26 protein-coding genes and 1 pseudogene are annotated in these 26205 nt (G+C 70.6%); 15 read left to right on the top strand and 12 right to left on the bottom strand.

Features of this window, described 5'->3' with window-relative positions; translation table 11 throughout:
• Positions 1-2: 2 nt before the first annotated feature.
• Genes CLV30_RS00130 through CLV30_RS00100 form a run of 7 tightly spaced genes read left to right on the top strand, consistent with a single transcriptional unit; the run spans position 3 to position 7410 of the window.
• On the top strand, positions 3-1046 hold the full coding sequence (locus tag CLV30_RS00130) for a DctP family TRAP transporter solute-binding subunit (RefSeq protein WP_106535171.1): 1044 nt from the start codon (positions 3-5) through the stop codon (positions 1044-1046).
• Entirely contained in the window at positions 1033-1629 is a 597-nt protein-coding gene (locus CLV30_RS00125; protein ID WP_106535170.1) for a TRAP transporter small permease, read from the top strand. Before CLV30_RS00130 ends, CLV30_RS00125 begins: the two co-directional genes overlap by 14 nt.
• Positions 1626-2900: a TRAP transporter large permease gene (locus tag CLV30_RS00120; RefSeq protein ID WP_106535169.1), complete on the top strand. Its 1275-nt coding sequence runs from the start codon at positions 1626-1628 to the stop codon at positions 2898-2900. The genes CLV30_RS00125 and CLV30_RS00120 overlap by 4 nt, the downstream gene beginning before the upstream one ends.
• A gap of 55 nt (positions 2901-2955) precedes the next feature.
• Positions 2956-3780 carry a class I fructose-bisphosphate aldolase gene (locus tag CLV30_RS00115; protein ID WP_106535168.1) on the top strand — a complete coding sequence of 275 codons (825 nt, stop codon included), beginning with the start codon at positions 2956-2958 and terminating at the stop codon, positions 3778-3780.
• Entirely contained in the window at positions 3777-4859 is a 1083-nt protein-coding gene (locus tag CLV30_RS00110; RefSeq protein WP_205740324.1) for an alcohol dehydrogenase catalytic domain-containing protein, read from the top strand. The genes CLV30_RS00115 and CLV30_RS00110 overlap by 4 nt, the downstream gene beginning before the upstream one ends.
• Positions 4856-6406 (top strand): xylulokinase, encoded by a 1551-nt coding sequence (locus CLV30_RS00105; RefSeq protein WP_106535167.1) that lies wholly within the window; start codon positions 4856-4858, stop codon positions 6404-6406. Before CLV30_RS00110 ends, CLV30_RS00105 begins: the two co-directional genes overlap by 4 nt.
• Positions 6403-7410 (top strand): 2-hydroxyacid dehydrogenase, encoded by a 1008-nt coding sequence (locus tag CLV30_RS00100; protein ID WP_106535166.1) that lies wholly within the window; start codon positions 6403-6405, stop codon positions 7408-7410. Before CLV30_RS00105 ends, CLV30_RS00100 begins: the two co-directional genes overlap by 4 nt.
• 212 nt (positions 7411-7622) lie before the next feature.
• Here the strand turns inward: CLV30_RS00100 and CLV30_RS00095 are convergent, their stop codons facing one another.
• The 3 genes from CLV30_RS00095 to CLV30_RS00085 all read right to left on the bottom strand — a co-directional run bounded on the left by CLV30_RS00095 (position 7623) and on the right by CLV30_RS00085 (position 12409).
• Positions 7623-8303 carry a potassium channel family protein gene (locus CLV30_RS00095; protein WP_240723121.1) on the bottom strand — a complete coding sequence of 227 codons (681 nt, stop codon included), beginning with the start codon at positions 8301-8303 and terminating at the stop codon, positions 7623-7625.
• Entirely contained in the window at positions 8296-9564 is a 1269-nt protein-coding gene (locus tag CLV30_RS00090; protein ID WP_205740323.1) for a TrkH family potassium uptake protein, read from the bottom strand. The genes CLV30_RS00095 and CLV30_RS00090 overlap by 8 nt, the downstream gene beginning before the upstream one ends.
• 274 nt (positions 9565-9838) lie before the next feature.
• Positions 9839-12409, bottom strand: a complete 2571-nt coding sequence (locus CLV30_RS00085; RefSeq protein ID WP_106535164.1) for a DUF4118 domain-containing protein — start codon at positions 12407-12409, stop codon at positions 9839-9841.
• Between the two features lie 94 nt (positions 12410-12503).
• On the opposite strand from CLV30_RS00085, the gene CLV30_RS00080 reads away from it, so the two are divergent.
• Positions 12504-13193 (top strand): response regulator, encoded by a 690-nt coding sequence (locus CLV30_RS00080; protein ID WP_106535163.1) that lies wholly within the window; start codon positions 12504-12506, stop codon positions 13191-13193.
• A gap of 30 nt (positions 13194-13223) precedes the next feature.
• On the opposite strand, the gene CLV30_RS00075 is transcribed toward CLV30_RS00080, so the two are convergent.
• The 6 genes and pseudogenes from CLV30_RS00075 to CLV30_RS00050 all read right to left on the bottom strand — a co-directional run bounded on the left by CLV30_RS00075 (position 13224) and on the right by CLV30_RS00050 (position 18523).
• Positions 13224-13580 carry a hypothetical protein gene (locus CLV30_RS00075; RefSeq protein ID WP_129710795.1) on the bottom strand — a complete coding sequence of 119 codons (357 nt, stop codon included), beginning with the start codon at positions 13578-13580 and terminating at the stop codon, positions 13224-13226.
• 9 nt (positions 13581-13589) lie between these two features.
• A complete protein-coding gene (locus tag CLV30_RS00070) occupies positions 13590-15050 on the bottom strand; it encodes a sensor histidine kinase (RefSeq protein WP_205740322.1) in 1461 nt (486 codons plus the stop codon).
• Positions 15047-15757 (bottom strand): response regulator transcription factor, encoded by a 711-nt coding sequence (locus tag CLV30_RS00065; RefSeq protein WP_106535161.1) that lies wholly within the window; start codon positions 15755-15757, stop codon positions 15047-15049. Before CLV30_RS00065 ends, CLV30_RS00070 begins: the two co-directional genes overlap by 4 nt.
• Before the next feature lie 47 nt (positions 15758-15804).
• The gene (locus CLV30_RS00060; RefSeq protein ID WP_106535160.1) at positions 15805-16638 is read right to left on the bottom strand and encodes an ABC transporter permease; all 834 of its coding nucleotides are present in this window, start codon (positions 16636-16638) and stop codon (positions 15805-15807) included.
• A complete protein-coding gene (locus tag CLV30_RS00055; RefSeq protein ID WP_106535159.1) occupies positions 16635-17549 on the bottom strand; it encodes an ATP-binding cassette domain-containing protein in 915 nt (304 codons plus the stop codon). Before CLV30_RS00055 ends, CLV30_RS00060 begins: the two co-directional genes overlap by 4 nt.
• A 237-nt stretch (positions 17550-17786) precedes the next feature.
• A pseudogene (locus tag CLV30_RS00050) lies at positions 17787-18523 on the bottom strand (SDR family oxidoreductase).
• A gap of 101 nt (positions 18524-18624) precedes the next feature.
• Between CLV30_RS00050 and CLV30_RS00045 the strand changes: the two are divergent.
• Both CLV30_RS00045 and CLV30_RS00040 read left to right on the top strand, forming a co-directional pair.
• The gene (locus CLV30_RS00045; RefSeq protein WP_106535158.1) at positions 18625-19455 is read left to right on the top strand and encodes a helix-turn-helix transcriptional regulator; all 831 of its coding nucleotides are present in this window, start codon (positions 18625-18627) and stop codon (positions 19453-19455) included.
• A gap of 110 nt (positions 19456-19565) precedes the next feature.
• Entirely contained in the window at positions 19566-20240 is a 675-nt protein-coding gene (locus CLV30_RS00040) for a haloacid dehalogenase type II (RefSeq protein ID WP_106535157.1), read from the top strand.
• Positions 20241-20281: 41 nt separating this feature from the next.
• On the opposite strand, the gene CLV30_RS00035 is transcribed toward CLV30_RS00040, so the two are convergent.
• Together CLV30_RS00035 and CLV30_RS00030 are read right to left on the bottom strand one after the other, a co-directional pair.
• Positions 20282-20686, bottom strand: a complete 405-nt coding sequence (locus CLV30_RS00035) for an ACT domain-containing protein (RefSeq protein WP_106535156.1) — start codon at positions 20684-20686, stop codon at positions 20282-20284.
• Positions 20683-21141 (bottom strand): OsmC family protein, encoded by a 459-nt coding sequence (locus CLV30_RS00030; protein ID WP_106535155.1) that lies wholly within the window; start codon positions 21139-21141, stop codon positions 20683-20685. The genes CLV30_RS00035 and CLV30_RS00030 overlap by 4 nt, the downstream gene beginning before the upstream one ends.
• 65 nt (positions 21142-21206) lie before the next feature.
• On the opposite strand from CLV30_RS00030, the gene CLV30_RS00025 reads away from it, so the two are divergent.
• The 4 genes from CLV30_RS00025 (at position 21207) to lnt (ending at position 24501) form a co-directional block, all read left to right on the top strand.
• Positions 21207-21914: an ArsR/SmtB family transcription factor gene (locus CLV30_RS00025; RefSeq protein ID WP_106535584.1), complete on the top strand. Its 708-nt coding sequence runs from the start codon at positions 21207-21209 to the stop codon at positions 21912-21914.
• Between the two features lie 213 nt (positions 21915-22127).
• Entirely contained in the window at positions 22128-22844 is a 717-nt protein-coding gene (locus CLV30_RS00020; RefSeq protein ID WP_165358377.1) for a class E sortase, read from the top strand.
• Complete coding sequence (locus CLV30_RS25810; protein WP_146154779.1) at positions 22845-23000, top strand: DUF4175 domain-containing protein; 156 nt, start codon at positions 22845-22847, stop codon at positions 22998-23000. It begins immediately after the preceding gene.
• Positions 22993-24501 (top strand): apolipoprotein N-acyltransferase, encoded by a 1509-nt coding sequence (gene lnt, locus CLV30_RS00015; RefSeq protein WP_205740321.1) that lies wholly within the window; start codon positions 22993-22995, stop codon positions 24499-24501. The genes CLV30_RS25810 and lnt overlap by 8 nt, the downstream gene beginning before the upstream one ends.
• Positions 24502-24597: 96 nt before the next feature.
• Here the strand turns inward: lnt and CLV30_RS00010 are convergent, their stop codons facing one another.
• Positions 24598-25005 carry a VOC family protein gene (locus tag CLV30_RS00010; RefSeq protein WP_106535152.1) on the bottom strand — a complete coding sequence of 136 codons (408 nt, stop codon included), beginning with the start codon at positions 25003-25005 and terminating at the stop codon, positions 24598-24600.
• Between the two features lie 60 nt (positions 25006-25065).
• Here CLV30_RS00010 and CLV30_RS00005 point away from each other — a divergent pair, with 60 nt between their 5' ends.
• Positions 25066-26076 carry a helix-turn-helix transcriptional regulator gene (locus tag CLV30_RS00005; protein WP_106535151.1) on the top strand — a complete coding sequence of 337 codons (1011 nt, stop codon included), beginning with the start codon at positions 25066-25068 and terminating at the stop codon, positions 26074-26076.
• Positions 26077-26205 lie beyond the last annotated feature (129 nt).

Here is a 26205-nt window from a genome sequence, read left to right as displayed (position 1 = left end):
CCATGTCTCGACGAACTATGTCCACTGCCTTTCCCGTCGCGGCCGTGATGGCGGCCTCGGCCCTGGTGCTGTCGTCCTGCGGCGACGACGCGAGTGCCGGTGGAGGCTCCGGAACCGGCCTCAAGCTGGGCATCCCCGACCCCGCGGAATCGGCCGTCGGGGTCGCCGCCCAGGACTTCGCCGACCAGGTCGAGGAGGCGACCGGCGGCGACGTCACGGTCGAGGTCTTCCCCGACGGCACGCTGTTCGGCGGCGACCAGAACGCCGCCGTGAACCAGTTGAAGAACGGGTCCATCGACGCGCTGATGCTCTCGACGTCGGTGTTCGCGTCCTTCGACGATCGGTTCAACGCGATCAGCATGCCGTACCTGTTCAAGGACGAGGAGCAGTACGCCAGCTACCTGTCCGGCGAACCGGGTCAGCAGCTGCTGGCCGGCCTCGAGGACATCGGCGTCACCGGTCTGGCCATGATCCCGCGGACGTTCCGGCACACCACCACCTCCGGCGCGCCGATCGAGTCCCCGGCGGACTTCGAGGGCGTGAAGCTGCGCGTGCCGAACAACGACCTGTGGGTGAAGTTCTTCGAGTCGCTCGGCGCGCAGCCGACCCCGATGGACTTCTCCGAGGTCTACACCGCGCTCCAGTTGGGAGCGATCGACGGCCAGGAGAACCCGGCGGAGGTCCCGGTCGCGAACAAGTTCTACGAGGTCCAACAGCACATCTCGCTCACCGGGCACATCGCGGACGCGTTCGTGCTGGCCCTGAACTCGCAGAAGTGGGAATCACTCGACGCCGACACCCAGGAGACCGTCCGTGGCGTCGCGCAGGACGTCGCCGCACAGCAGGTCGAGCAGGCCGCGGCCAACGAGCAGAAGCTCCTGGACCAGCTGAAGAGCGAGGGCATGAAGGTCACCGAGCTGTCGGAGCAGCAGCGCGCCGCCTTCGCCGCCGAGGCGGAGAAGCTCTATCCGGAGTTCGAGTCGCTGGTGGGCGGCCCGGAGTTCTTCCGGACCACGTTGGAGTTCACCGGCCATGATCTCCCCTGAGCGTTCCGCCGAGTCCCGGTCCGCGGCGGACGGCGCCGAGGAGGCCGCGACGGGCACCGACACCGACGTGTCCGGCCCCGGGAAGCCGGTCCCCCGGGGCCCGCTCTGGACCGTCGTCGACGCGATCCTCTTCGTCAGTGTGCTCGCCCTGGTGCTCACCGTCTCGGTCCAGGTCGGGACCCGGCTGCTCGGCCGGCCGGAGCCGTGGACCGAGGAGCTGACCCGGTTCTGTTTCGTCTACGCCACGTTCCTCGGCATGGCCGTGGGCTTCCGGAACGCGTCGCACGCGCGGATCGTGTTCGTCGTCGGCCGGCTTCCGCGGCCACTGAAGAAGGCCATGGTGCACCTGTACGCCGCGGCCGGGATCCTGTTCTTCTCCCTGGTCGCCGTGCAGGCATGGGAGCTGATTCAGCAGCAGCTGCAGACGGGTGAGAGCACCGCGGTGCTCGGCGTCGGCATGTACCTGATGACGGTGCCGGTGCTCGCCGGCGCCGTGCTCGCGATCGTCGCGCACGTCCAGTCGGTCTACCGGTCCGCCGACGTACGCCACCGCATCGAGCACGGGGAGATGACGTCGGTATGAGCCTGACACTGCTGCTCGTCTTCTTCGCCCTGGCGCTCATCGGGGTGCCGCTCGCGGTCTCGCTGGGTCTGGCGGTGGCGAGCACGTTGTTCATCCACGACGTGCCGTTGTCGGTCATGACGCAGTCGATGCAGTCGTCGATGAACAGCTTCCTGCTGGTGGCGGTGCCGCTGTTCATCCTGGCCGGAACCATCATGACCGGTGGCGGTATCGCGGACCGGATCTTCACCGCGGCCGACTCGTGGGTCGGCCGTTTCCGCGGCGGGCTGGGTCACGTGAACATCCTCGGATCCGCGGTCTTCGGCGGGATCTCCGGCTCGTCGGTCGCCGACGTGGCCGCGCTCGGTCCGCTGCAGATCCGTGCGATGACCCAGCACAAGTACCCGCGTGACTACGCCGCCGTGACCACGATGATGAGCTCCACCCTCTCGTCGGTCATCCCGCCGAGCATTCTCGTGATCATCGCTGCGGCGTCGGCGGGTCAGTCGGTGGGTGCCGCCCTCGCCGGCGGCGTCGGACCGGCCGTGCTGCTCGTCGGAGCGTTCCTGGGCCTCAACTACTACATGTCCCGGCGGTCCGGCTACGGCGAGGTCAGCCAGTTCTCGTGGCGCCGCGCCGCACGGAGCTCGCTGGTCGGCATACCGGCGCTCGGCGGCCCGGTGGTCATCCTGGCCAGCATCTTCACCGGGATCGTGACGCCAACCGAGGCGGCCGGGCTCGCGGTGGTCTACAGCCTCGTGGTCGGAGTCCTGATCTATCGGCAGCTGCGCCTGCGCGACATCCCGCGGATGCTCGTGCAGTCCGGCGTCACCACCGGCACGGTGCTGCTCATCGCCATGACGGCCGCGGCGGCCTCGTACGTGTTCACCATCGACGGCCTGCCCGCGAAGGTCAGCGAGCTGCTGCTCGGGCTGTCGGACAGCCCGGTCGTGGTGATGCTGCTGATGGGGCTGGTGTTCCTGATCGTCGGCGCGGTGATGGACATCATCGCCGCCATCCTGATCCTGGTCCCGGTGCTCATGCCGACCGCCGTCGCGGTCGGCATCGACCCCATCCATTTCGTGGTCTTCCTGGTTGCCGGGCTGACCATCGGGCTGGTGACTCCGCCGGTCGGGGTCTGCCTGTTCGCCACCTCGTACGTCAGCGGCCTGAAGATCGAGCAGATCGTCAAGTCGGCCCGCCTGCACTACGTCGCCATCGTGGCCGTGCTCGTGCTGCTGGCCGTCTTCCCGGCCATCACGCTCACACCGGTCGACATCCTGACGGGCTGACCATCCGGTCGGCCACCCCGTACCCATCCACCTTCACACGCTGGAGACGACACTCATGTCCGTTGGAAAATCCGTCCGCCTGAAGCGCCTGCTCGGCACGTCGGGCCGGCTTCTCGGCATCACGCTCGACCACCCGATCGCCCGTGGCGTGCTGCCCGGCCTGGAGAACGCCTCGGGTGCGCTGGCCGCGGTGGCCGCCGGCGGCCCGGATGCGGTGACGCTGCAGAAGGGCACCGCCGCGAAGCTGTTCGAGCCCTACTCCGGCGACCTCGCGCTCATCCTGAAGTCGACCTCGTACTCGCCGTACCACCGGACGATCGACAGTCCCACAGCCACCGTCGACGAGGCACTGCGCCTCGGCGCCGACGCCATCTCGGTGGGCGTGCTCGTCGGCGGCGAACGCCAGGCGGAGCAGGTGGAGCACCTGGCGGCGATCTCACGGGAGGCCGACCGCGCGGGCCTGCCGCTGGTGGCGCACATCTACCCACGCGGGGAGCTGCTCGAGGGTGAACGGCTGTCGGTCGAGAACCTCTCCTACGCCGTCCGGCTCGGCGCCGAGCTCGGCGTCGACCTGATCAAGACGGAGTGGAGCGGCAGCGCCGAGACGTTCGCGCAGGTCGTCGAGGCGGGGTCGCCGGCGCTGGTCGCGCTCGCCGGCGGCTCGCCCGGCAAGGAGATCCGCGACTACTTCCAGATGACCGCCGACATGCTCACCGCCGGCGGCCAGGGCGTCACGTACGGGCGCTTCGTCTGGGGTGACGAGCAGCCCGGCCGGGTCGTCGAGGCGTTGCGGATGCTCATCCACGAGGGAGCCTCGGTCGACGACGCCACGGCGCACGTCGTCGAGCACCGTCTCGACCGGGAAGGGTCCGCCGCATGACCGCTGTCTCCGTCAACGCCGACCCGGTCGGGCAGGGCACCATGTCGGCGGCGGTCTTCCACGGCCCCGGCGACGTCCGGCTGGAGCAGGTCCCCGTTCCGGACATCGGCCGGGACGAGGTTCTCGTACGGGTGGCGGCCAACACGATCTGCGGGACCGACCTGCGCATCCTGCGCGGTGAGAAGACCCGCGGCGTGCGGCGGCCCTCGGTTCTCGGGCACGAGTTCGCCGGGACGGTCGCGGCCGCCGGTGCGGACGCCGGCGGTTTCGCCGAGGGCGACCCGGTCGCGATGGCGCCGGTCGTGCCGTGCCTGCGGTGCGTGCACTGCCGCAACGACCGCGAGAACGTCTGCGCGGACCGGCGCGCGATGGGCTACGAGTTCGACGGCGCGATCGCCGAGTACGTCCGTATCCCGGCGGCGGCGATCGCCGCGGGCAACCTGTTCCACGTCGACGCGGACCTGCCGCTGGAGCAGCTGGCGCTCGCCGAGCCGCTCGCATGCTGCGTCAACGGCTTCGGCCGTTCCGCGGTGCGGCCCGGTGACACGGTCGTCGTCATGGGCGCGGGACCGATCGGCCTGCTGCACACCCAGCTCGCGGTCAACGCGGGCGCGTCCCGGGTCGTGGTCAGCGACCTCTCCCCGTCCCGCCTCCGCGTCGCCGGCGAGCTCGGCGCCACCACGACCGTCGACGTGAGCGAGCGTGATCTTCTCGACGTGGTTCACCAGCAGACCGGCGGCGTCGGCGCCGACGCCAGCCTCGTCTGCATCGGCATACCCTCGCTGGTGGACGAGGCCGTCCGGCTGACCCGGAAGGGAGGTTCGGTGAACATCTTCGCCGGGCTCGCGGGGGAAGGCGTCTCGCAGGTGTCGGCGAACGAGATCCACTACCGGGAACTCGTGGTCACCGGAACGTCGGCGATGCGCCGCCGCGACTACGAGATGGCGCTGCGCCTCATCGAGACCGGCGCCGTGGACGTCGGGCGTCTGCTCACGCACCGTGTCCCACTCTCCGACGCCGCCGAGGCCTTCGAGCTCGCCGGCTCGGGCGACGGGCTGAAGGTCGCGATCGTTCCGTGACCGCCTCGACAGCCACCGGGCCGCTGGTGCTCTCCGTCGACGTGGGCACGAGCGCGGTCAAGGCCGGCGTGTACACCACCGACGGTGCCCGCGTCGCCGGCTCATCCGCGGCGCTGACCGCTACCTCGCCGCGTCGCGGGCACTGGACGATGGACGCCGGACAGGTCGAGTCCGCTCTCGTGGCCGCGGTCCGTGAGGTTGCGGCCGCGGTACCGGCCCGACGCGTCGCCGCGATGGGCGTCTCGACCGCCGCGCCCACGCCGCTGGTCGTCGACGGCGAGGGCAGGCCGCTCAGCGAGGTCTGCACGTTCTCCGACGCCCGGGCGGCCGGGACGGTGCGGCAACTCGTGGCCGACGGCGCGGGCCCCGGCTTCCTCCGGCGGACCGGAAACCGGCTGGCTGTGGCGACCACGTCCGCGCTGACCGCCACCGCGTTGTGGGACGCCGCCGACAGGCCCGCGGGCGCGCGATTCGGCCATCTGGCCTCGCTGGTCACGCACCGGCTGACCGGACGCTGGGTGATGGACCCGACACACGCCGCGTTCACCGGCCTGACCGACATGCACACGTCCGGGACATGGTCCGAGACGGCGATCGCCGACCTCGGCGTCCCTCCGGAGCTGCTGCCGGAGTTGCTGTCGTCGAGCGAGGCGGCCGGACCGCTCACGCCGGCCGCCGCGGAGCGGTTGGGCCTGCCCGCGGGCATCCCCGTCACCGTCGGCGCGGCGGACACGGCGTGCGCCGCGCTCGGCGTGGGGTGCGTCGAACACGGGCGCACGTTCGAATCGGTCGGCACGTCCGGCGTCCTGACGATCTGCCGTGATCACCCGGTTCCGATGGAGGGCGCGATGAACCGGCCGCACGCGGTGCCGGGGCGGTGGCTGTCGCACTGGGCGATGTCGTCGTCCGGCGGGTCACTGCGATGGCTGGCCGAGACCGGTGTGGGCTCGACAGCGGGGCACGACCCCGCGGACCTCGCGGCGCTCACGGAGCTGGCCGCCGCGGCGCCGCCCGGCAGCGACGGCGTGCTGTTCCTGCCCTACCTGTGCGGCGAGCGGAGCCCTGTCTGGGACGCCGACGCACGCGGCGCATGGGCGGGCCTCGGCCTCGGTACGGGACCGGCGCACCTGGTTCGCTCCGTGCTCGAGTCGACGGGTTACGCGTTGCGGCAGTTCATGGAACTGGAGCGCAAGGAGTCCGGTCTCGAGGTGACGGAGGTGGCGTCGGTGGGCGGCGGGTCGGCCAGCGCCACCTGGAGCCAGATCAAGGCCGACGTCACCGGCAGGACGTTCCGCCGCGTGCCCGATGGCAACGCGGCGTGCCGTGGCGCGAGCCTGCTCGCCTGTTCCGCGGCCGGCCTCGTCGACGACCTGGCGTCCGCGGCCGAGCGGCGGAGCCCGGAACTCTCGACGCCGGTGCGGCCCACGCCGGACGCGGCCGCACGCGAGACCTACGACCGCATGTTCGAGGCGTATCTCAGCCTCTATCCGGCACTACGCGACGTCGACGCGATGCTCACCACCGCGGCCGAGGGAGGGCCGACATGAACGCACCCGATCCCGGACCATCGAGGGTCTGCGTCACCCGCACGCTGCCCGACGCCGGCATGCGCGAGCTGGAGACGCTCCCCGGCCCGGTCGATGTGCATCACGGCGACGGCCCCCCGTCGCGCGCGGAGCTCCTCGACGCCGTCGCCGGAGCGTCCGGACTGGTCACGTTGCTGACCGAGAGCGTGGACGAGGAACTGCTCACCGCGGCCGGACCGGACCTGCGGGTCGTGGCGAACTGTGCCGTCGGCTACGACAACATCGACGTCGACGCCGCGGCACGTCGTGGCGTGGTCGTCACCAACACGCCCGACGTGCTGGACGAGGCCACCGCCGACCTGGCCGTGACGCTGATGCTCGCGGCGTCCCGCCGAGTGGTGGAGGCCGACCGGTACCTGCGGGCCGGCAACCAGTGGATCTGGGACCCGCGGCTGTTCCTCGGCCTCGATCTCAGCGCCGGCGCCACCGTGGGCATCGTCGGGCTCGGCCGCATCGGGCTCGCGGTCGCCCGCCGGGCGAACGCGTTCGGCATGCGGCTCGCGGCCCACCGGATCTCGGAAAGCTGCCGTGCCGAGGCCGACGCGCTGGGGGTGACGGAGGTGCCGTTGCCGACGCTGCTGAGCAGCAGCGACGTGGTCACGCTGCACTGTCCGCTGACACCGCGGACACACCACCTCATCGGCGCGGCGGAGCTGGACGCGATGCCGTCGCACGCGGTGCTGGTGAACACCGCCCGCGGCCCGGTCGTCGACGAAGCGGCGCTCGTCGACGCGCTGGAGCGCGGAGCGATCGGCGCCGCGGCTCTGGACGTCTTCGAACACGAGCCGCGGGTGCACCCGCGGCTGCTGGAACTGGACAACGTCATCGCCGTCCCGCACATCGCGAGTGCCGGGCACGCGACCCGCGACGCGATGGCGACGCTCGCGGTGCGAAATGTCGCGGCGGTCCTGGCCGGCCGCCCGCCGTTGACGCCGGTGCGTGAGCGCTCCAGCTGTCATTCATGACCGTCGCCGGCTCGCGGCCGAGTCGGACGTGCGGCCTTGTGTTCGAATGGGGTGACGTGAGTGGCAGCAGATGACTCTCGTGTCACCCCTTCTGACAACGACGCTTCGCCGCTCAAATGTCGACGCGAGGACACGGCGGCATGGCCCGTCGGGTCGGACGCGTCGGCGAGCTGGCTCGGCCATGAGCGGCCACCCGGCGAGACCGAGGTGGTTCAGGCGAGTTCGCTGAACCTCTCGGTGTCCTCGATGAGCCCGGAGGCGATCAGTGTGTCGCCTGCCTCGACGACGGTTTCGGCGGTGGCGTAGGTGAATCCCTTGCCGCGCTGTTTGATGGCGACGATGGTCACGCCGTGCTTCTGCCGGATGTTGGACTCCCTGAGGCTCAGCCCGACCACTTCGTGCGGCGGCGGGGTCTTGACCATGGCGAAGCCGTCGTCGAACTCGATGTAGTCCATCATCCGGCCGCGGACCAGGTGGGCGACGCGTACGCCCATGTCGTGTTCGGGCCGGATGACGTGGTGCACGCCGATCTGGGTGAGGATGCGGGCGTGCGAGTGGCTGATGGCTTTGGCCCAGATGTTCGGTATGCCCATCTCCACCAGGACGGACGCGGAAAGGATGCTGGCCTCGACGTCACTGCCGACGCCGACGACCGCCCGGTCGGACTCCTGCACCGACAGCTGGCGCAGCGCGTCCTCCTTGGTGGCGTCGGCGACGACGGCGTGGGTGAGCCGGCCGGAGACGCCCTGCACGACGTCCTCGTTGCTGTCGATGCCCAGCACCTCGGTGTGTCCGTCGCGCATGAGCTCGAGCGCGAGGGACTTGCCGAAGCGGCCGAGCCCGATGACCACGACGACGCTCTTGGCGCGTCGTGTCGGTGTTGCCTTACCCAATGATGGGCCTCGCTTCCGGTAGGGCGTAGAGCCGTTCACGCTGGCGCAGCGCCAGCGCACTGGCCAGTGTGATCGGCCCGAGCCGTCCGACGAACATGACCACGGTGAGCATGTAGTGGCCGATCGGCGGGAGGTCGGCGGTGATGCCGGTGGACAGGCCGACCGTGGCGAAGGCGGAGACGACCTCGAACAGCACCCGGTCCAGCGCCAGGTCGGTCATCTCCAGCAGGACCAACGTGGGTATGACGACGACGGCCACGGCGAGCAGCGCCACGGTCAGCGCCTGCCGCTGTGCGCGTTCACCGACCCGGCGGTCGAACACGTTGACAGCCCGCACGCCGCGGACCTCGGCGAAGATGACGAAGAACAGCAGGAAGAACGTCGTCACCTTGATGCCGCCCGCGGTTCCGGCACTGCCGCCGCCGATGAACATCAGCACGTCGGTACCCAGCAGCGTGCCGTCGTTCATCGCGCCGACGTCGAGAGTGTTGAAGCCCGCGGTGCGGGGCATGACGGCGTGGAAGAATCCGGCGAGCAGCTTGCCGGGGACGCTCAGCGCCCCGAGCGTGTCCGGGTTGGCCCATTCGCTGGCGGTGACGAACACGGCCCCGCCGGCGAGCAGCACGCCGGTTCCCGAAAGGGTGATCTTGGTGTGCAGGCTCCACCGTCGTGGCCGGCGCAGCTGACGCCGGAGCTCCAACATGACCGGAACCCCCAGCCCGCCGCAGATCACCGCGACCGCGATGGGCAGGCAGATCCACGGGTCGGTGACGAACGCCGTCAAGCTGTCGCTGTACAGCGAGAACCCGGCGTTGTTGAAGGCCGAGATCGCGTGGAACACACCGAGATAGGCGGCGTGCCCGACGGGTTCGTCGTGGCCGGTGGCCAGGCGCACGGTCAGGATCGCCGCCAGGGTGATCTCGAACGTGACGCTGATCTTCGCGACGCCGACGACCACGGTGCGGACGTCGCCCAGGCCGAGGCTCTTGGTCTCGGCCGCGGCGGTGAGACGTGAGCGCAGCCCCATCCGGCGCGAGATCATCATGACCAGTAACGACGCCATCGTCATGATGCCGAAGCCGCCGATCTGGATGAGGCCGAGAATCACGATCTCGCCGAATGTGGTCCAATACTCGGGCGTGTCGACGATGATCAGTCCGGTCACGCACACTGCCGATGTGGAGGTGAACAGCGCCTCCAGGAACGGCGCGGAGTCGGTGCCTTCACGCGCGAGCGGCAGGGACAGGAAGACCGTTCCCACGGCAATGGTGGTTGCGAATCCGACGACCACGACCTGGGCGGGGCTCTGGAGCCGCGGGATCCACCGCCGCAGGTCAAAGAGCCCATCGTGGTGCTCTCGTTGCCGTCGATCACCATGCACGATTGTCGAGAATACACCGTTGAATCGAAACTCGTGTGCGTTGTCATTCGTTCTTCGCCGGTGGTGCCGGTGGTCGATACGACGATTCTCGAACGGGCGTGTGCTTTCGTGTACAGAATTCGACAACAATGCTGCGGAATGCGTAAAGAAAGCGTTAACCGGCAGGCGGGCCGACGCCCTCTTCGTCGACGGCGTGTTGGCCGGGAACGGCGGGCAGCGAGACACACATCGTGAGGCCGCCACCGGGCGTCGTCTCGGGCAGCAGCGTTCCGCCCATCGCTTCCGTCAGGCCGCGCGACAGGGCCAGCCCGAGTCCCAGGCCGGTGCTGTTGTCCGTGTCACCGAAACGCTGGAACGGGACGAAGATCTGGTCGCGTTCGGGTTCCGGCACGCCCGGGCCGCGGTCGATCACGCGCACGTGCACCTGACCGTCCGCTCGGTTCGCGGTGACCGTCGGAGGCGTCCCGGCAGGGCTGCACTTGACGGCGTTGCCGATGACGTTCACAAGGACCCGCTCCAGAAGACCGTGATCGGCACGGACGGTGGGCAGGTCGCGGGGGATGTCCACCGTGACGGTCCGCCCGTCGGGGCCCAGTTCGTCGAGGGCCCGGGGAACGGCGTCCTCCAGCCCGACGTCGGTCGTCGTGACGCCCAGGGCGCCGGCTTGAAGCCGGCTCATGTCGAGCAGGTTGGCCACCAAGCGAGTGAGCTGGTCGAGTGAGCTGTCCGCTGTGGACAGGAGCTCGCTCTGGACGTCCTCGTCGAACCGGACCTCGCGGCTGCGCAGGCTGGAGACGGCCGCTTTCGCGGCCGCGATGGGCGTACGCAGGTCGTGACTGACAGCGGCCAGCAGTGCGGTGCGCATCCTGTCGGCCTCGGCCAGCGGCTTCACCGCAGCGGCTTCGGCGGCCAGTCGCTCCTGCCGGAGCGCCACCGCCGCCTGGGCGGCGAACGCCTCGACGATACGCCGACCCCGGGCAGGAAGCTGCGGACCGCTGAGCACGAGCACCAGGGCGTCGCCGATCGGTACCTCGGCGTCCCCTTCGGCCGGCGTGTTGCACGGCGGGCGACCCACGTGTGCGGCGATCGACCACGCTCTCGCGTCCCGCTGGCTGTCGGGGCCCGGGACGGCCTCGGGCTGCCGCTCCAGCATCGTGACCGAGCTGAGCCCGAAGGTTTCGCGTAACCGTTCGAGCAGGGCCGTGAGCGGTTGCGCACCGCGCAGGACACTTCCCGCGACGAGCGCGAGCGTCTGGGCCTCCGCATTGGCCTGGGCGGCCTCGCGGGTGCGGCGGGCGGCCCGGTCTACGACGACGCTCACCGCGACGGCCACCACCATGAACACGACCAGTGCCAGTACGTAGCGCGGATGGTCGACGACGAACGTGCGGTACGGCTCGGTGAAGAAGAAGTTGAGCAGGAGGAACCCGCCCACTGCGGCGACGACCGCCGGCCACATTCCGCCGACCAGCGCCACCACCGTGACGGTGGCCAACGCCAGCAGCACGATCGTGGACAGTGACTCCTGGTCGCGCGGCAATCCCGGCCCGAGCGTGACCAGCGGCAACCCGGCCAGAGCGAGGGCGAAGCCGGCCAGTCGGCGATGGGCGGACAGCGCGTTCGCCGCCGCGCCCCGCCGCCCGCCCCCGGCGCCCTCGTGCGTGACCAGGTGGACGTCGACGGATCCCGACAGCTCCGCGGTCGTGGCCCCCACGCCCGGGGAGAGGGCCCGCGCGACCCGGCCGCGCCGGCTGGCGCCGAGCACCAGCTGAGTGGCGTTGACGCCGTGCGCGAACTCGACGAGCGCGTCCGGGACGTCCTCGCTGAGGACCTGGTGGTACGTGCCGCCGAGGCTCTCGACCAGCCCGCGCTGCTCGGCCAGCAGGGCCGGGTCGGTGTCACGCAGCCCGTCGCCGCGTGTGACGTGCACCGCCATCAGGTCCGCGCCCTTGCTGCGTGCCGCGACCCGCGCAGCCCGGCGGATCAGCGTCTCGCCCTCCGCCCCGCCGGCGAGGGCGACGACGACACGCTCGCGCGCCTCCCACGTCGTCGAGACGCCGTGTTCGGACCGATACCGCCCGAGCTGCTGGTCGACCTTGTCGGCCAGCCACAACAACGCCAGCTCCCGCAGCGCCGTCAGGTTGTCCGCCCGGAACTCGTGGGCCAGTGCCGCGTTCACCTGGTGAGCAGGGTGGATGTTGCCGTGGATCATCCGCCTGCGCAGTGCGTCCGGCGACATGTCGACGAGTTCGAGGCTGTCGGCCCGCCGGACGACGGCGTCGGGGACGGTCTCGTGCTGGGCGACGCCCGTGATCTGCTCGACGACGTCGTTCACCGACTCCAGGTGGTGGATGTTCACGGTCGACAGCACAGTGATCCCGGCGTCGAGCAGCTCCTCGACGTCCTGCCACCGTTTCTCGTTCCCGGAGCCGCCGCCGTTGGCGCGCGCCAGCTCGTCCACCAGCGCGATCTGGGGACGCCGTTGCAGCACCGCGTCGACGTCCATCTCGGCACGCCGTCCGTCCCCCGGGACACGGCCGACGCGCGGGACGACCTCGAGCCCGTCGAGCAGCTCCTCCGTCCGGACGCGGCCGTGGGTCTCGACGAACCCCGCGACGACGTCGGCGCCGCGCTCCTTTCGGCGGTGAGCCTCGTCGAGCATGGCGTAGGTCTTTCCCACGCCCGGGGCGGCGCCCAGGTAGATGCGAAGCTGTCCACGTGCCATCGCTGTCGAGCTCCTTTCGGCTCACCCATTGTCGCCGGGTGCCGCGCAGCGGGTCCTACGATGGTTCGAACAGTCGGAAGGCCGAGCGCAACCCATGAACACGGCAGGCCGGGTGCTCGTCGTCGACGACGACCCGGGCATTCTCAAGACTCTCGAGGTGAACCTGCGTGCCCGCGGCTACGTCGCCGACACCGCCACCACCGGCGAACAGGCCCTTCAGCAAGCGGCAAAGCACCATCCGGACCTGGTGATCCTCGACCTCGGGCTGCCGACCATGGACGGCATCGAGGTGATCCAGGGTCTCCGTGGCTGGACGTCGATGCCGATCGTCGTCCTGTCCGGCCGTGGCACCGAGGCGGAGAAGGTGCAGTGCCTCGACCTCGGAGCCGACGACTACGTCACGAAGCCGTTCGGCATGGACGAGCTGTTCGCGCGGGTGCGTGCGGCCATCCGGCGGTCCGCGAACGTGGACGAGCAACCGGTCGTCACCACACCGGACTTCACGATCGACTTCACCGCCAAGCAGGTCACCAGGGACGACGTGCCCGTCCGGCTCACACCGCGGCAGTGGAGCATCGTCGAGGTGCTCGTTCGCGACGCCGGGCGTCTCGTCACCCACGAGCAGCTGCTGCGCGAGGTCTGGGGACCGTCCTACCGGACCGAGACGAACTACCTGCGCGTGTTCATGAACCAGATCCGGCAACGGCTGGAGCCCGAACCGTCGCGGCCCCGCTACTTCATCACCGAGGCGGGCATCGGCTACCGGTTCCACCAACCCGACTGACCACGCGTGTGCCCACCGCCGCGGTGACGATCACGTGCGCGGGACCGGTGTGCGCTCGTCGACGGACGAGTCCTGGTCGAGCACCCAGGCGTCCACGATCGTCGCGACGTACAGCCGGAGGCGGGCGTCCCCGGTGAGACCGGCTCGGCTGAAGGTGTCGAGTCCCTGCTCCTGCGCGCGTCGGTTGACGGTGGCGATGTCTGCGTCGAGGTTCTCCGGCGGGCACTGCGTGGCGTGGGCGGTCGCGTAGAACGCCGCGGCCTCGCTCGAGGGGCGGCTGGAGTCGAAGACGGTGAGGGCGACGTCCGGTCGGGCGGCGATGGCGTACCGACCTCCGGGTTCAGGGCGGACCTCGTCGGCTACCGCCGCAGAGAACGTGCGAGCCATCATGTCACCTCAGCCGTGCTCGAGCAGCGGCAGCGTCAGCCGGAACCGGGCACCTTCGCCGACCGCCGTCTCCAGTTCGACGTCGCCGCCGTAGGCACGGGCGATGGAACGGGCGATCGCCAGCCCGAGCCCCGCGTTGGCGCCCTCCGAACGGTTCCTGGAGCGGTCGGTCCGGTAGAAGCGGTCGAAGACGCGGGTCGCCTGTTCGGCCGTCATGCCGGGCCCCTCGTCCGCCACGTCCAGCACGGCGCGGCCCTGCGCCTCGCCGACGCCGATGCGTACGGTCGTGCCCGGTGGGGTGTGGGCGGCGGCGTTGCCCACGAGGTTCGTGACGACCTGCCGCAGCCGTGCCTCGTCGGCGCGGACCGGGGCCGGGCCGGGGGAGCCGACGCCACCGGGCCCGGTGAGTTCCACCCCGCGGGACGGGTCGAGGGCGCGCAGGTCGTGCCGGGCGTCGTCGGCGAGAGTGCGCAGGTCCATCGGGGCCGCGTCGAGCTGACCCTCCGGTGCGTCGTCGAGCTGGGCGAGCAACAGCAGGTCCTCGGTGAGAGCGGTGAGCCGGGTCGCCTCGCGGTCGATCCGGTGCATCGCGTCGTCGACGTCGGCCCGCTCGGGCAGGCCGCCCATCCGGTAGAGCTCCGTCGAGCCCTTGATGCCGAACAGCGGGGTGCGCAGCTCGTGGCTGACGTCCGACACGAAGGTGCGCATCCGGGCCTCGGACTCGGCCCGGTCGGTGAAGGCGCGTTCGAGCTGGCCGAGCATGCTGTTGAGCGACGACGCGAGGTGCCCGATCTCGGTGCCGGAGGGAGCGATGCCGGGAACGCGCCGGGTGAGGTCGCCGCCGGCGATGGCAGCGGCCGTGTGCTCGATCCGGCGCAGCGGCCGCAGTCCCCGGCCGAGGGCGAACCAGCCGACCCCCGTCAGAAGGACCAGCAGAACGGCACCGCTGATCAGGCTGCTCGCCTGGAGCCGGTCGATGGTGGCGTCGGCCTCGGTGAGTGGTGCGGCGGCGATCACCGTCGTGTCCGAGCCGGTCGTCCGCGCGACGGCCCGCCAGCGTACCGAGCCGTCGGCGGCGCGTAGTTCGACGGCCTCCCCGTCGGTGGGGATCGCGCGTAGCTCGTCGGTCGGCGGGGTGGATGCGCTGTCGAGCCGGGACGAGAGGAAGCCCTCCGCGACTTCGCCGTCCGGGCCCAGGTACACCAGATACGGGGCGCCGATCAGGTCGAGGGCGGAGTCGAGCGGTTCGGGGCGGTCGGAGCCGTCGAGCTCGGACGGCAGTCCGGTGACGGACTGGCTGGAGACGATCGCGGTGAACGAGCGCAGCTGGCTGTCGATGCGATCCAGCTGGTAGCGCTGCAGTTGGTCGGAGACGAGGGCGCTGATCAGGCTCAGACCCGCCAGCAGCAGAACCGTGGTGAGCAGGAGCAACCTGGCCCGTAGCGACAGCCGGCGCAGCGGGCGCCTCATCGGCGCGGTTCCCGCAGCACGTAACCCACGCCGTGGACGGTGTGGATCAGCTTGGGCTCGTCGGTGTCGACCTTGCGCCGCAGATAGGAGATGTAGGTGTCGACGATGCTGACGTCACCGCCGAAGTCGTAGCGCCACACCCGGTCGAGTATCTGTGCCTTGGACACGACGCGCCCGGCGTTCTCCATCAGGTACTGCAACAGCCGGAACTCGGTGGGGGAGACGGCGACGGGGTGTCCCGCCCGCGTCACCTGGTGACCCTCGGCGTCGAGGGCGAGCGGTCCGACGGTCAGCACGTCGGCCTGCGCGCCGGTGGTGCGGCGCAGGACCGCGCGGATGCGGGCGATCAGCTCCTCCAGGTCGAACGGCTTGGTCACGTAGTCGTCGGCGCCCAGCGAGAGCCCGGTGACCTTGTCGGCCTGCTGGTCCCTCGCGGTGAGGAAGAGGACGGGCACCGGCCCGCCGCTGCTCGCCGGACGTTGCTCACGCAGCCGCCGGACCACCTCGAAACCATCCATGTCCGGCAGCATCACGTCCAGCAGCACCAGATCGGGAGGCTCCTCGGCGGCCGCGGAGACCGCCTCGGTGGCGGTCTCCGCGGCGGTCACCTGGAAACCGGCGAAACGCAGTGTCGCGGAGAGCAACTCACGGACGGTGGCCTCGTCTTCGACCACCAGCAGTCGCTCGGCACCTGATCGGGGCGTCATCGCCGGTCCTGTTCCTTCCACGCCGCCAGAGTACGGAGGTGGGGCTCTCAGACGTCGCGTCTGCGGAAGACCACGAACGCCGCGGTCAGCACGGCGAGCACCGCGAGGCACATTCCGCCGAAGTTCAGCCACGGATGCGGGTAGTCGGGGTTGGGCACCGTCTCGAGGATCGCGGCGCCGCCGAGGCTCGGCCAGATGTCCACGAGCCACTGGAGCCACGAGGGGAAGAGACCAGCCAGAGCGGGAACCAGGAAGACGATGCCGACCAGGGTGGCGAGCGCGCCGGCCGTGGCCCGCAGGAGTGTCCCCAGAGCAACCGATAGCAGCGCGATCGCGGAGAGATAGAGCCCGCCGCCCGCCACGGACGAGAACACGCCCGGATCGCCGATGCTCGCGTTCGGCACGTCCTGCGAAGCGAGCATGGCCTGGCCGACGAAGAACGAGCCGAACATCAGTGCCTGGCCCGCCGCCGCGGCGACGGCGGTGGCCACCATCACCTTGGCCGCCAGCAGCCGGTGCCGGCGGGGTGTGGCGGCCACCGACGTCTGTATCAGGCCGGTCGCGTACTCGGACGTCACGACGAGGATGCCCAGGACGCCGATGATCAGCTGGGCGACGATGTACGCCGTCAGGCTGAGGTTGGTCGGATCCCACGGCTGCTGTTCGGCGATCGTGGTCTCGTACTGCGACCCGGCGGAGCTCAGCGAGAGCGCGGTGATGCCGAGCCCGACCGCGAAGAGGCACGCCAGCGTGTACCAGGTGGAACGCAGGCTGCGGAACTTGACCCATTCCGCGTGGAGGGTGCGGGTGAACGGCACGGTGCGCGCCTGGGCGGGCTCGGTCGAGGCGGCCGGTTCGGTGGTGGCGGTGGGCGTGTTCATGCGGCGGCCCCCTGGTACTCCACGCTGTCCTTGGTCAGTTCCATGAACGCGTCCTCCAGCGACGCCTGCTGTGGGGTGAGCTCGCTGAGCGTGACGCCGTGGTAGGTCGCGAGCTTTCCGATCTCCTCGCTGGTCATGCCGGACACGACGAGTGAGGACTCGAGACCGTCGCGCACGGTGGCGCCGGCGGCGGCGAGCCGGGTCGCGAACGAGTCCGGCTCGGGTGTGCGCACGAGCACGGTGCCCTCGCCGTTCGCGCGCATGAACTCGCTCATGCTGGTGTCGGCGATGAGCCGGCCCTGGCCGATGACGACCAGGTGGTCGGCCGTCTGCGCCATCTCGCTCATCAGGTGGCTGGACACCAGCACCGCCCGGCCCTCCCCGGCGAGGGAGCGCATGAAGCCGCGGATCCAGCGGATCCCGTCCGGGTCGAGCCCGTTCACCGGCTCGTCGAAGATCAGCACCTCCGGGTCGCCGAGCAGCGTCGCGGCGATGCCGAGCCGTTGCCGCATGCCGAGCGAGAACCCGCCGACCCGCTTACCGGCGACGCCCTCGAGTCCGGTTCGGGCGAGCACGTCGTCGACGCGGTGCCGCGGCAGACCGTTGCTCACGGCGAGAGCGAGCAGGTGGTCGCGGGCCTTCCGGCTGCCGTGCACGGCACCGGCGTCGAGCAGCACACCCACCTCGGTCAGCGGCACCGTCAGGTCGTCGTAGCGGCGGCCGCCGATGGCGACGGTGCCCCGGGTGGGTGCGGCCAGACCGATGATCATCTTCATGGTCGTGGACTTGCCGGCACCGTTCGGCCCGAGGAACCCGGTCACCTGTCCGGGAGCGACCGTGAACGACAGGTCGTCCACCACGGTCTCGGGCCCGTACTTCTTCGTCAGGGCTTCTACTTCGATCGATGTCATGCTGCTGAGCCTGACCGGCGGATCTGGCCGGCTTCTGAGAGCTTCTGGGAGTTCTCTGAGAGTCCGGCGCTCGTGTCCTGCAAACCCGCCGGAACACCCCGCCCGCGGCGGCCCACGTCACAGAAAACTCTCGGCGTCTGCGGTGCCGAGAATGACCACGTTCACCATGGAATTCCCTGCGTCACCACCCGTACAGCCCTCGTGATGCGTGCAAACGCCTGGTGGTGCTCGCGGCCGTCAGCGCTGGCGGGTGGGGCGGACGACGATTTCGTTGACGTCCACGCCGGCGGGTTGGCTCAGGGCGTAGAACACCGCGGCGGCGATCGCGTCCGGAGTGATGGTGTTCGCTCGGTAAGTCCGCATCGCTTCGGCGGCGACCGGATCGGTGATGGTGTCGGCGAGCTCGGACTCGACCACCCCGGCGAAACCGTGGTGACCCGGATCGACGGGTCGGCCTCCAGGCGCAGCCCTTCGGTGATCGCCCACGCCGCGTGCTTCGTCCCGCAGTACACGGCCGCGGTGGGCGCGACCTCGTGGGCGCCGACGCTCGCGATCGTGACGACGTGCCCGCCGCCCTGTTCCCGGAAGACCGGCAGTGCGGCGGCGATGCCGTGCAGCAGGCCGCGCACGTTCACGTCGATCATCCGGTTCCACTCGTCGACGTGCAGGGCGTCCAGCCGGGACAGCGGCATGACGCCCGCGTTGTTGACGATCACGTCGAGCCGCCCGTGTTCGGCACGGATCTCCTGCACGGCGGCGGTCACCGCGGCCCGGTCGGCGACGTCGAGCTGTCTCGTGGTCAGGCTCCCGGCTTCGGGTGGTGCGAGCTGTGCCAGGCGGTCGGTGCGGCGGGCGGCGGCGACGACGTGGTGCCCCTCGGCGGCCAGGCCGGTGGCTATGGCCGCGCCGATCCCGCTGCTGGCGCCGGTGACGAGCACGACCTTCTCGCTGGTTGCTGGTTGTTCGTTCGACATGACCATGACGATGCCCGGGCTCGTGGCGGGGTGGCAGGACGAGCTCTTCCGGGGAGTGCTGCACCCAGGACGGCGGTGGTCGCCCGGCCTACGATGCCGGTATGGACCGTTCCGAGCTCGGGTCGTACCTGAGCGCCAGGCGCGCCCGGGTGACCCCGGACGAGGTGAACCTGCCCGTCAGCGGGTTTCGGCGGGTTCCCGGTCTGCGGCGCGAAGAGGTCGCGATGCTCGCGGGCGTCAGCGTCGACTACTACACCCGCCTCGAGCAGGGTCGCGAGCGGACGCCGTCGGACCAGGTCGTCGACGCCCTGGCGGCAGTGCTGCGCCTCGACGCGGACGGGCGCCAACACCTGTTCCGGCTGGCCGGGCTCAGCCCTCGGGCCCCGAAGGCCGCCGTGCCCGACCGGGTCGACCCGAGCCTGCTGGAACTCATGGACGCCTGGCCGAACAACCCGGCCATCGTCTACAACCGCGCCTTCGACGTGCTCGCCTCCAACGCGATCGGCGACGCGCTGTTCCACGACTGGGCCCACTCCCGCAACCTGATGCACGTCGTGTTCACGGACGCGGCCGCGCGCACCTTCTACCAGGACTGGCGCGAGGTAGCCCGAAACTCGGTCGCCGGGTTCCGCCTCAGCCACGGCACCGCCCCGGACGATCCGCGGATACGGCAGGTGCTCACCGAGTTGCTCGACCAGAGCCCCGAGTTCGCCGAGCTGTGGGCCCGGCACGACGCCCGCGGAAAGGCCCTCGAGCACAAGCGCTTCCTGCACCACCGGGTCGGCCCGCTGACGTTGACGATGCAGACCTTCGACGTCCGCTCCAGCCCCGGCCAGGAACTCGTCGTCTACCACGCCGAACCCGCCTCACCCAGCAGCGACGCCCTCGCCCTGCTCGGCACGCTCGCCGCCACCGAACGCACCGCCCGGTGACGGCGCCCGCCTGCCGGTCGTCAGCGCAGGTTCCCCGAGGACGGTGGGCGGTGGCAGCCGGTGCCGAGCGGATGAGTCGCCGAATCGGCTGGAACAGCCATAATCGCCCCATGGCGAAACGTCCACAGGTCATCGCGTTCGACGTGATCGAGACGCTGTTCTCGCTCGAGCCGGTCCGCCAGCGGCTGATCGCGGCCGGTCAACCCGGTCATGTCCTGGACGTGTGGTTTCCCGCGCTGCTGCGTGACGCGTTCGCGCTGACCGCCACCGGCGGCTATCGTCCGTTCGCCGACATCGCCGCCGGCACGTTGCGGTCGGCCACCGGCAACGCACTGGACGGCGAGGCCGTGCGCACCGTGCTGGCCGGCTTCGGCGAGCTGGACCCGCACCCCGACGTCGAGCCGGCGATACGTCTCGCCCGCGAGGCCGGGACACGGGTGGTGACGCTCACCAACGGCCCGGCGCTCAACACCGGCACGTTGCTGCAGCGCGCCGGAGTCGCCGACGACGTCGAACAGGTGCTGTCGGTCGACGACGTCCAGCAGTGGAAGCCCGCACCCGAGATCTACCGGCACGCCGCGTACAGCGCGGACGTGCCGCCAGAGCGGGTGGCGCTCGTGGCCGCACACGCGTGGGACACGCACGGCGCCGGTCAGGCCGGTCTCACCACCGGCTGGGTCACGCGGCAGGACGGACGGTTCCCGGAGTTCTTCCGGTCACCGGACGTCGTCGGATCCGACCTCGTGGGGGTCGTGCGCGGGCTCCTCGACCTGCCGGCCGAGTAGCCCGGTGCGGGCGAGGACGTCGACGTCGCCCGATCTCGATGTCAGCCCCGCTCCCACCGGTCCACGACGTTGCGGCACACGGCCGTGTCCTCGTCGGAAACCAGCAGAACAAGTTTGCCGGCGTGGTCGCTGTACTGGACGAGGACGGTGACGCCCGCGTCGCCGAGGAGGCGGGCCAGCGCGCCGAGCTGTCCGGGGGTCTCCTGGTCCAGCCGGGTGATGACGACGTCGCGTACGACCGCGGGACCCAGCCCGGCGGCGACGACCGCGTCCACGGCGGCCCCGCCGTCGTCGACGAGGTAGTGCGCGACGGCACACTCGTCGTCGGTGAACACCCCGCCGCCTTCCAGGCTCACACCGGCACTCCCGAGCGCCTGGCCGAGATCGGCCAGCGCGCCGGGCCGGTTCGGCAGCCGGACCTCGAGATCCTGCGGGCCGGCGTTCACGAGGTCACCACGGTGGTCGTGACCTCGACCGGTACCGACAGGCTGTTGGCGACGTAGCACTCGTGATGCGCCTGAACGGCGAGCGTCCGGACCGTGGCCTCGTCGGTCCCGGTGGCGACCTCCACGGTCACGTTCAGATGGATCGTGGCCAGGCGGGTGGGCTCGGCGGTCGGGTCGAGACGGCTCGTGGCCTCGTCGTCGTAGCCGAGCACGTCCACTCCGGCGCGGGCGGCCGCACCGAGGAAGGAGAGCATCTGGCAGGAGGAGGCGGCCATGACCACCAGCTGTTCGGGGTTGAGCCGGTCGGGGTCGCCGCGGAAGGCCGGGTCCGCGCTCATGTCGACCGGTGCGGTGGCGGGGGCGGCAACGGCGACGTGGTCGCGCGAGTAGGCGCGTGTGCCGGCGGCCGTGGAACCGTCCCAGTGCAGGCGGACGTGGTAGGCGTGCGTGCTCATGATCGCACCGTAGGGCCGGGACGCTTCGGCGCCGGCCGAAGTGTCGTCGTCGTATGGTGACCTCCATGGGCAGGGACCGGGACTTCACCGGCGCGGGTAAGGCGCTGGCCGCCCCCGCGCGCTCGGTGTTCCTGAACCTGCTCATGGACGGCACCCGGCGACCGGCCGGCGAACTGGCCCAGTGGGCCGGGGTGAGCGCCTCCACCGCGTCGGAGCACCTGGCCGTCCTGGTCGATGCCGGCCTGGTGAGGTGTGAGGTGCGCGGACGGTTCCGTTACTACGCGCTCGCCGGTCCCCAGGTCGCCACCGCCCTGGAGGTGCTCGGCGTCGTGGCCCACCCGGCGCCGGTCACGGGATATCGGCGCAGCCGGCAGATGCAGCGCCTGGCCGCGGCGCGGTTCTGCTACGACCACATCGCCGGGCGGCTCGGCACGTGCCTGGCGGATGCGTGGACGCGCCGGGGTTGGCTCGACGACGGCGACTCCCTCGCTCTCACCGACGCCGGTGCCGACGGGCTGCGTGGCGTCGGCGTGGACGTCGACCGCGCGATCCGGGCCCGCCGCCCCACGACCCGGGCATGCCCGGACTGGACGGAACGACGAGACCACCTGGCCGGAGCGCTGGGCGCCGCGGTCGGCAGCCGGTTCCTGGAGGCCGGGTGGGTGGTGCGGCACCGCTCCGGACGGGGCCTGGACGTCACCGAGTGCGGCCACGACCTCGTGCGTGAACAGTGGGGGATCGACCTGGCCGACCAGCCCGCGCCGCAGCGGTGAGCCCGGCCCCGGCGTCACGATGGCCTCCGTCGCCTCCGTGTTGTCGACTCTCCGGATGCCGTCGAGAATGTCACCCGTGCCGTCGGCGTGGTGGTCGCCCGCCGCTGGACGACGCGGCTGCCGAATCCGGGAACCCTCTCGGACGCCGGAGAGTTCGTGATGGGGCGAGTGTGAACCGAGTGGACACAGGTTGGGGGGCGGATGAGCCGTCAGGTGGAACGTGGACGCCGCAGGGCGCGCGGACAGCCACGCCGCAGTGTGTTGTCGACGGTCGTCGGCGCGTTCGGTGAACTGCTGCTGACAGCCGGCGTGCTGGTTCTGTTGTTCGTCGTCTACACGCTGTGGGGTACCGGCATCCAGACCGCGGCCGCGCAGGACGACCTCCGCGGTCAGCTCGATTTCAGTGCCGGCGTGGACGAGGCCGGCGGGGGCCAGGGTGACGCCGAGGCGCAGCCGCCGGCGGAGACGGCGATCGGCGATGCGTACGGGATCATCCGGATCCCACGTTTCGGCGACGACTGGGAATGGGTCATGGTGCAGGGAACCAAGCCGGACGACCTGAGGGACGGCCCGGGCCACTACGTCGACAGCGCCGACCCCGGTGAGCTGGGGAACTTCTCCGTGGCTGCGCACCGCGCCGGGCACGGGGAACCGTTCGCCGAGTTCCCCGAGCTGCGGGTGGGCGACACCGTCGAGGTCGAGACGGCCGAGGGCGTCTACACCTACGAGCTCGACGACGCCCCCGACGGCGACGACGACGGCAACAAGATCGAGATCCAGGACACCTGGGTGGTCGACCCGGTGCCCGGTGAGTCCGGCGAGGTCGAGCCGACCGAGAAGCGGATCACGCTGACCACCTGCTGGCCGCGATGGGGCTCGTCGCATCGCATGTACGCGACCGGAACACTCGTCGATGTGGAGGAGCGGTAGATGTACGCCTGGGTGTGGCAGCGGCTGCCCGGTCCCTGGCCTGCGCGGCTGGTGATCTGCCTGGCGCTGATCGCCGCGCTCGTCTATGCCCTGTTCATGTGGGTGTTCCCCTGGGCGGAGGAGGCACTCGGGATCAGCAACGTCACCGTTGGCTGAGCGGTCTCGCCGCACCACCGTGGTGGTGCGATGCGCCGTCGCCGGTGCGGCCGGTCTGGCCTGGACGCTCGCCGCGCCGCCGCGGGGATGGTGGGTGCTGTTCCCGCTCGGCGTCGCCGCGTTCTCGATCGCGTTGTACGGCGCCGGCGTGCGTCTGCGGGTGGTGCTGGGGGCGGTGTGCGGACTCGTTCTGCACGGTGTCGGGCTCGTCTGGATGACCGATTTCAGCGTGGCCGGTTATGTCGCGGTGGCTCTGCTCGAGACGTGTCTGCTGGTCGCTGCCGCCGCGGCGATGCCGTCGGCCCGGGACGGGCGCTGGTCCGGTGGGTGGTGGGCGCTCCCGGCCGCGCTCGTGCTGATGGAAGCCGTGCAGGCCCGCTTCCCGTTCGGCGGGTTTCCGCTTCCGGCGCTGGTGTACAGTCAGGTCGACGGGCCGTTCGTCGGTGCGGCACCGCTGGGTGGTTCGTTGCTGGTGACCGGTACCGCCGCGGCGGCGGGTGTCGCGCTGGCCGCGCTGGTCGTCGAACGCGGACGCGGGCGGGTGTGGGTGGCCGCGACGGCGCTCGTCGTGGCGATCGTTCCCGTCGCGGCGGGTGCGACGGTCACGACGAGCCAGGATGGGCAGCTGGACGTCGTCGCCGTTCAGGGCGGCGGGCCGCGAGGCGTCCGGGCGATCTTCACCGACTCCATGATCACCACCGAGCGTCATCTCGCCGCGCTCGAGGAGGTCCGGCCTCCGGTGGACCTCGTCGTGCTGCCGGAGAACGTGGCGGACACCGACGGCCTCGTCGCCGAGTCCGAGCTCAGCGCGCGGTTCGCTGGGCAGGCGCAGCGGCTCCGGGCGCACGTCGTCGTCGGTGTCACCGAAGGCGTCGGCGACCGGTTCCGTAACGTCGCGGTGCTGTGGGGGCCGGACGGGGAGCGCGTCGACAGCTACACGAAGGAACACCGGGTGCCGTTCGGTGAGTACATTCCGGCACGCGGGCTGTTCGAGTTGCTCAGTGACAACACCAGGTTCGTTCCGCGCGACGCCGTCGCCGGCAGCGGCGAAGCGCTGCTCGATGCCGCCGGGACGGAGCTCGCGGTGGCCATCTCGTACGAGGTGTTCTTCGCCGACCGGGTGGCCGAAGGCGTTCGCGCCGGTGGCGAGGTCCTCCTGGTGCCGACCAACGCGTCGTCGTACGTCACCGACCAGGTGCCCTCCCTCGAGCTCGCCGCGGCCAGAATGCGGGCCCGCGAGTTCGGCCGGGCGGTGGTCATGTCGGCGCCGACCGGGTACTCCGCGATCGTGCACGCTGACGGCGACGTCGTGGACCGCAGCGCTCTCGGTGAGCGCGCGCTGCTGCGCGAAACCGTGCCGCTGCGGTCCGGACTGACGCCGTACGCGCACGTCGGGGACGTGCCCGTCATCGTCCTCGCGTCCGCGTTGATCGTCGCCCCCGCACTGCTGCGGGCCCGACGACGTCGCCGAATGGCTGGCGAGCAGGCTCGCCCGGCCTGACGGGCGCCGCGTTCCCCGCAGGCCACGCACGTCACACCAGCGACTCTGGCGAGAAGACCGCAGTAATCCCAATGACCGGGGTCGGTGGATCAGGGCTCATTTGAGCCCGAACCTGAACCGAGCCTGTTCGGTCACTGGGGCGAAGAGGTTGACGAGGTTGTTGTCCGGGTCGCGGAACAGCAGAGCGCGGTTGCCCCAAGGCATGGTCGTCGGTTCGGTCACCACGACGTCGAGGGTGTTCTTGAGGCGGTTCCATTCTGCGTCGACATCGGGCACAAGGAACTCCAGGATGGCGGAGCGATTGTGAGCCGGCTCAGCGCTCCCCGCGCCGAAAATCGGCACGGTGCGGGTGCTGCCGATCGCCAGAGTGGCGTGCTGGGTGCGGAGCTCGGCGAACTCTTCGTCGCCCCATTGCGCTGCGATGCCAATGATTTCTTCGTAGAAGGTGACCATGCCCTGGACGTCGTTGGTGATCAGTCGCGTGCTCATGAAGGTCGTGTCCATGGCTTCACCCTGCAATCAATACCGGGCAGCTCCCGCCCGGTATTCCTAGAATGGTCAACCATGGCTCGACCGACCGCACGGGTGTTGCACCTTCTGGAGATCCTCCAGGCCGGAGGCACCCATCCGGTGCGCGTGCTGGCCGAGCAGTTGGAGGTTGACGAGCGCACGGTGCGGCGTTACGTGGAGCATCTGGTCGATCTGGACGTACCGGTGCGCGCGGTCCGCGGCCGCTACGGCGGCTACCGACTGGCATCGGGCTTCCGGCTGCCGCCGCTGATGCTGACCGACGATGAGGCCCTTTCGGGCTTGCTGGGCCTGGCACTGCTCCGGCGCTCAGGGCTCAGCAGCGACGAGGCCACGCGTGGGGCCGAGGCCAAGATCCACCGGGTCCTGCCTCAGGCCCTGGCCAGGCGACTCACAGCGCTCCAAGACGCGCTGCACCTGTCTGCCCCTCAACACGATCCGTCGACAACGGACGCGGGTACCCTCTTGCTGCTGGCCGGGGCAGCTCGTGACCGCAAGCTCGTCTCGTTCGCCTACCGCTCCGCGAGCGGTCGCGAGACTGCACGGACCATCGCGCCCTACGGGATCGTCGCTCACCGGGGACGGTGGCTGGTCTCGGGCATGGACGACACGAGCGGGCAGCTCAGGACCTTCCGGATCGACCGCATCACGCTGCCACGCCAACTCCAGAAGACGTTCCAGGAACCAGACGGCTTCGATGCTCTCAACCAGGTGATGACCGGCATCGCCACCGCGCCACGCCGCAACCATGTGGTGGTTCGGGCCCAGACCTCGCTAGCCCGTGCCCGCGATGCTCTTCCGCCGGCCCTCGCCACAGTGACCACGGGCGAATCAGGCTGGGTCGATATCGAGATCCACGCCGAGTCTTTGCACTGGGTCCCGGCATTGCTCGCCCGCCTGGGATGCCCTTTCACCATCGTTGAACCCGAAGAACTCAACGCACACGTTGAAGCGTTGGGCCATCTCCTCCTGGATGCCGCCCGGGGCAGGAACCATGCAGAAGGTTCCTCGGCGGTCGGCGACGCCGCCAGTGACGCGCATTCGTGACGTCGCCGTCCGGCCGGTCAGTAGTCAGGACCCCGCTCAGAGCCCGTATTCCTCGAGGAGGCGGAGCCAGACCTCGCTCATGGTGGGGAAGCTGGGCACGGCGTGCCAGAGTCGGTCGATGGTGACCTC

The sequence above is a fragment of the Haloactinopolyspora alba genome (assembly GCF_003014555.1).
Lineage (GTDB): Bacteria > Actinomycetota > Actinomycetes > Jiangellales > Jiangellaceae > Haloactinopolyspora > Haloactinopolyspora alba.
Note: the sequence above shows the minus strand (reverse complement) of the source record. Positions and strands in the feature narration are given on the sequence as shown.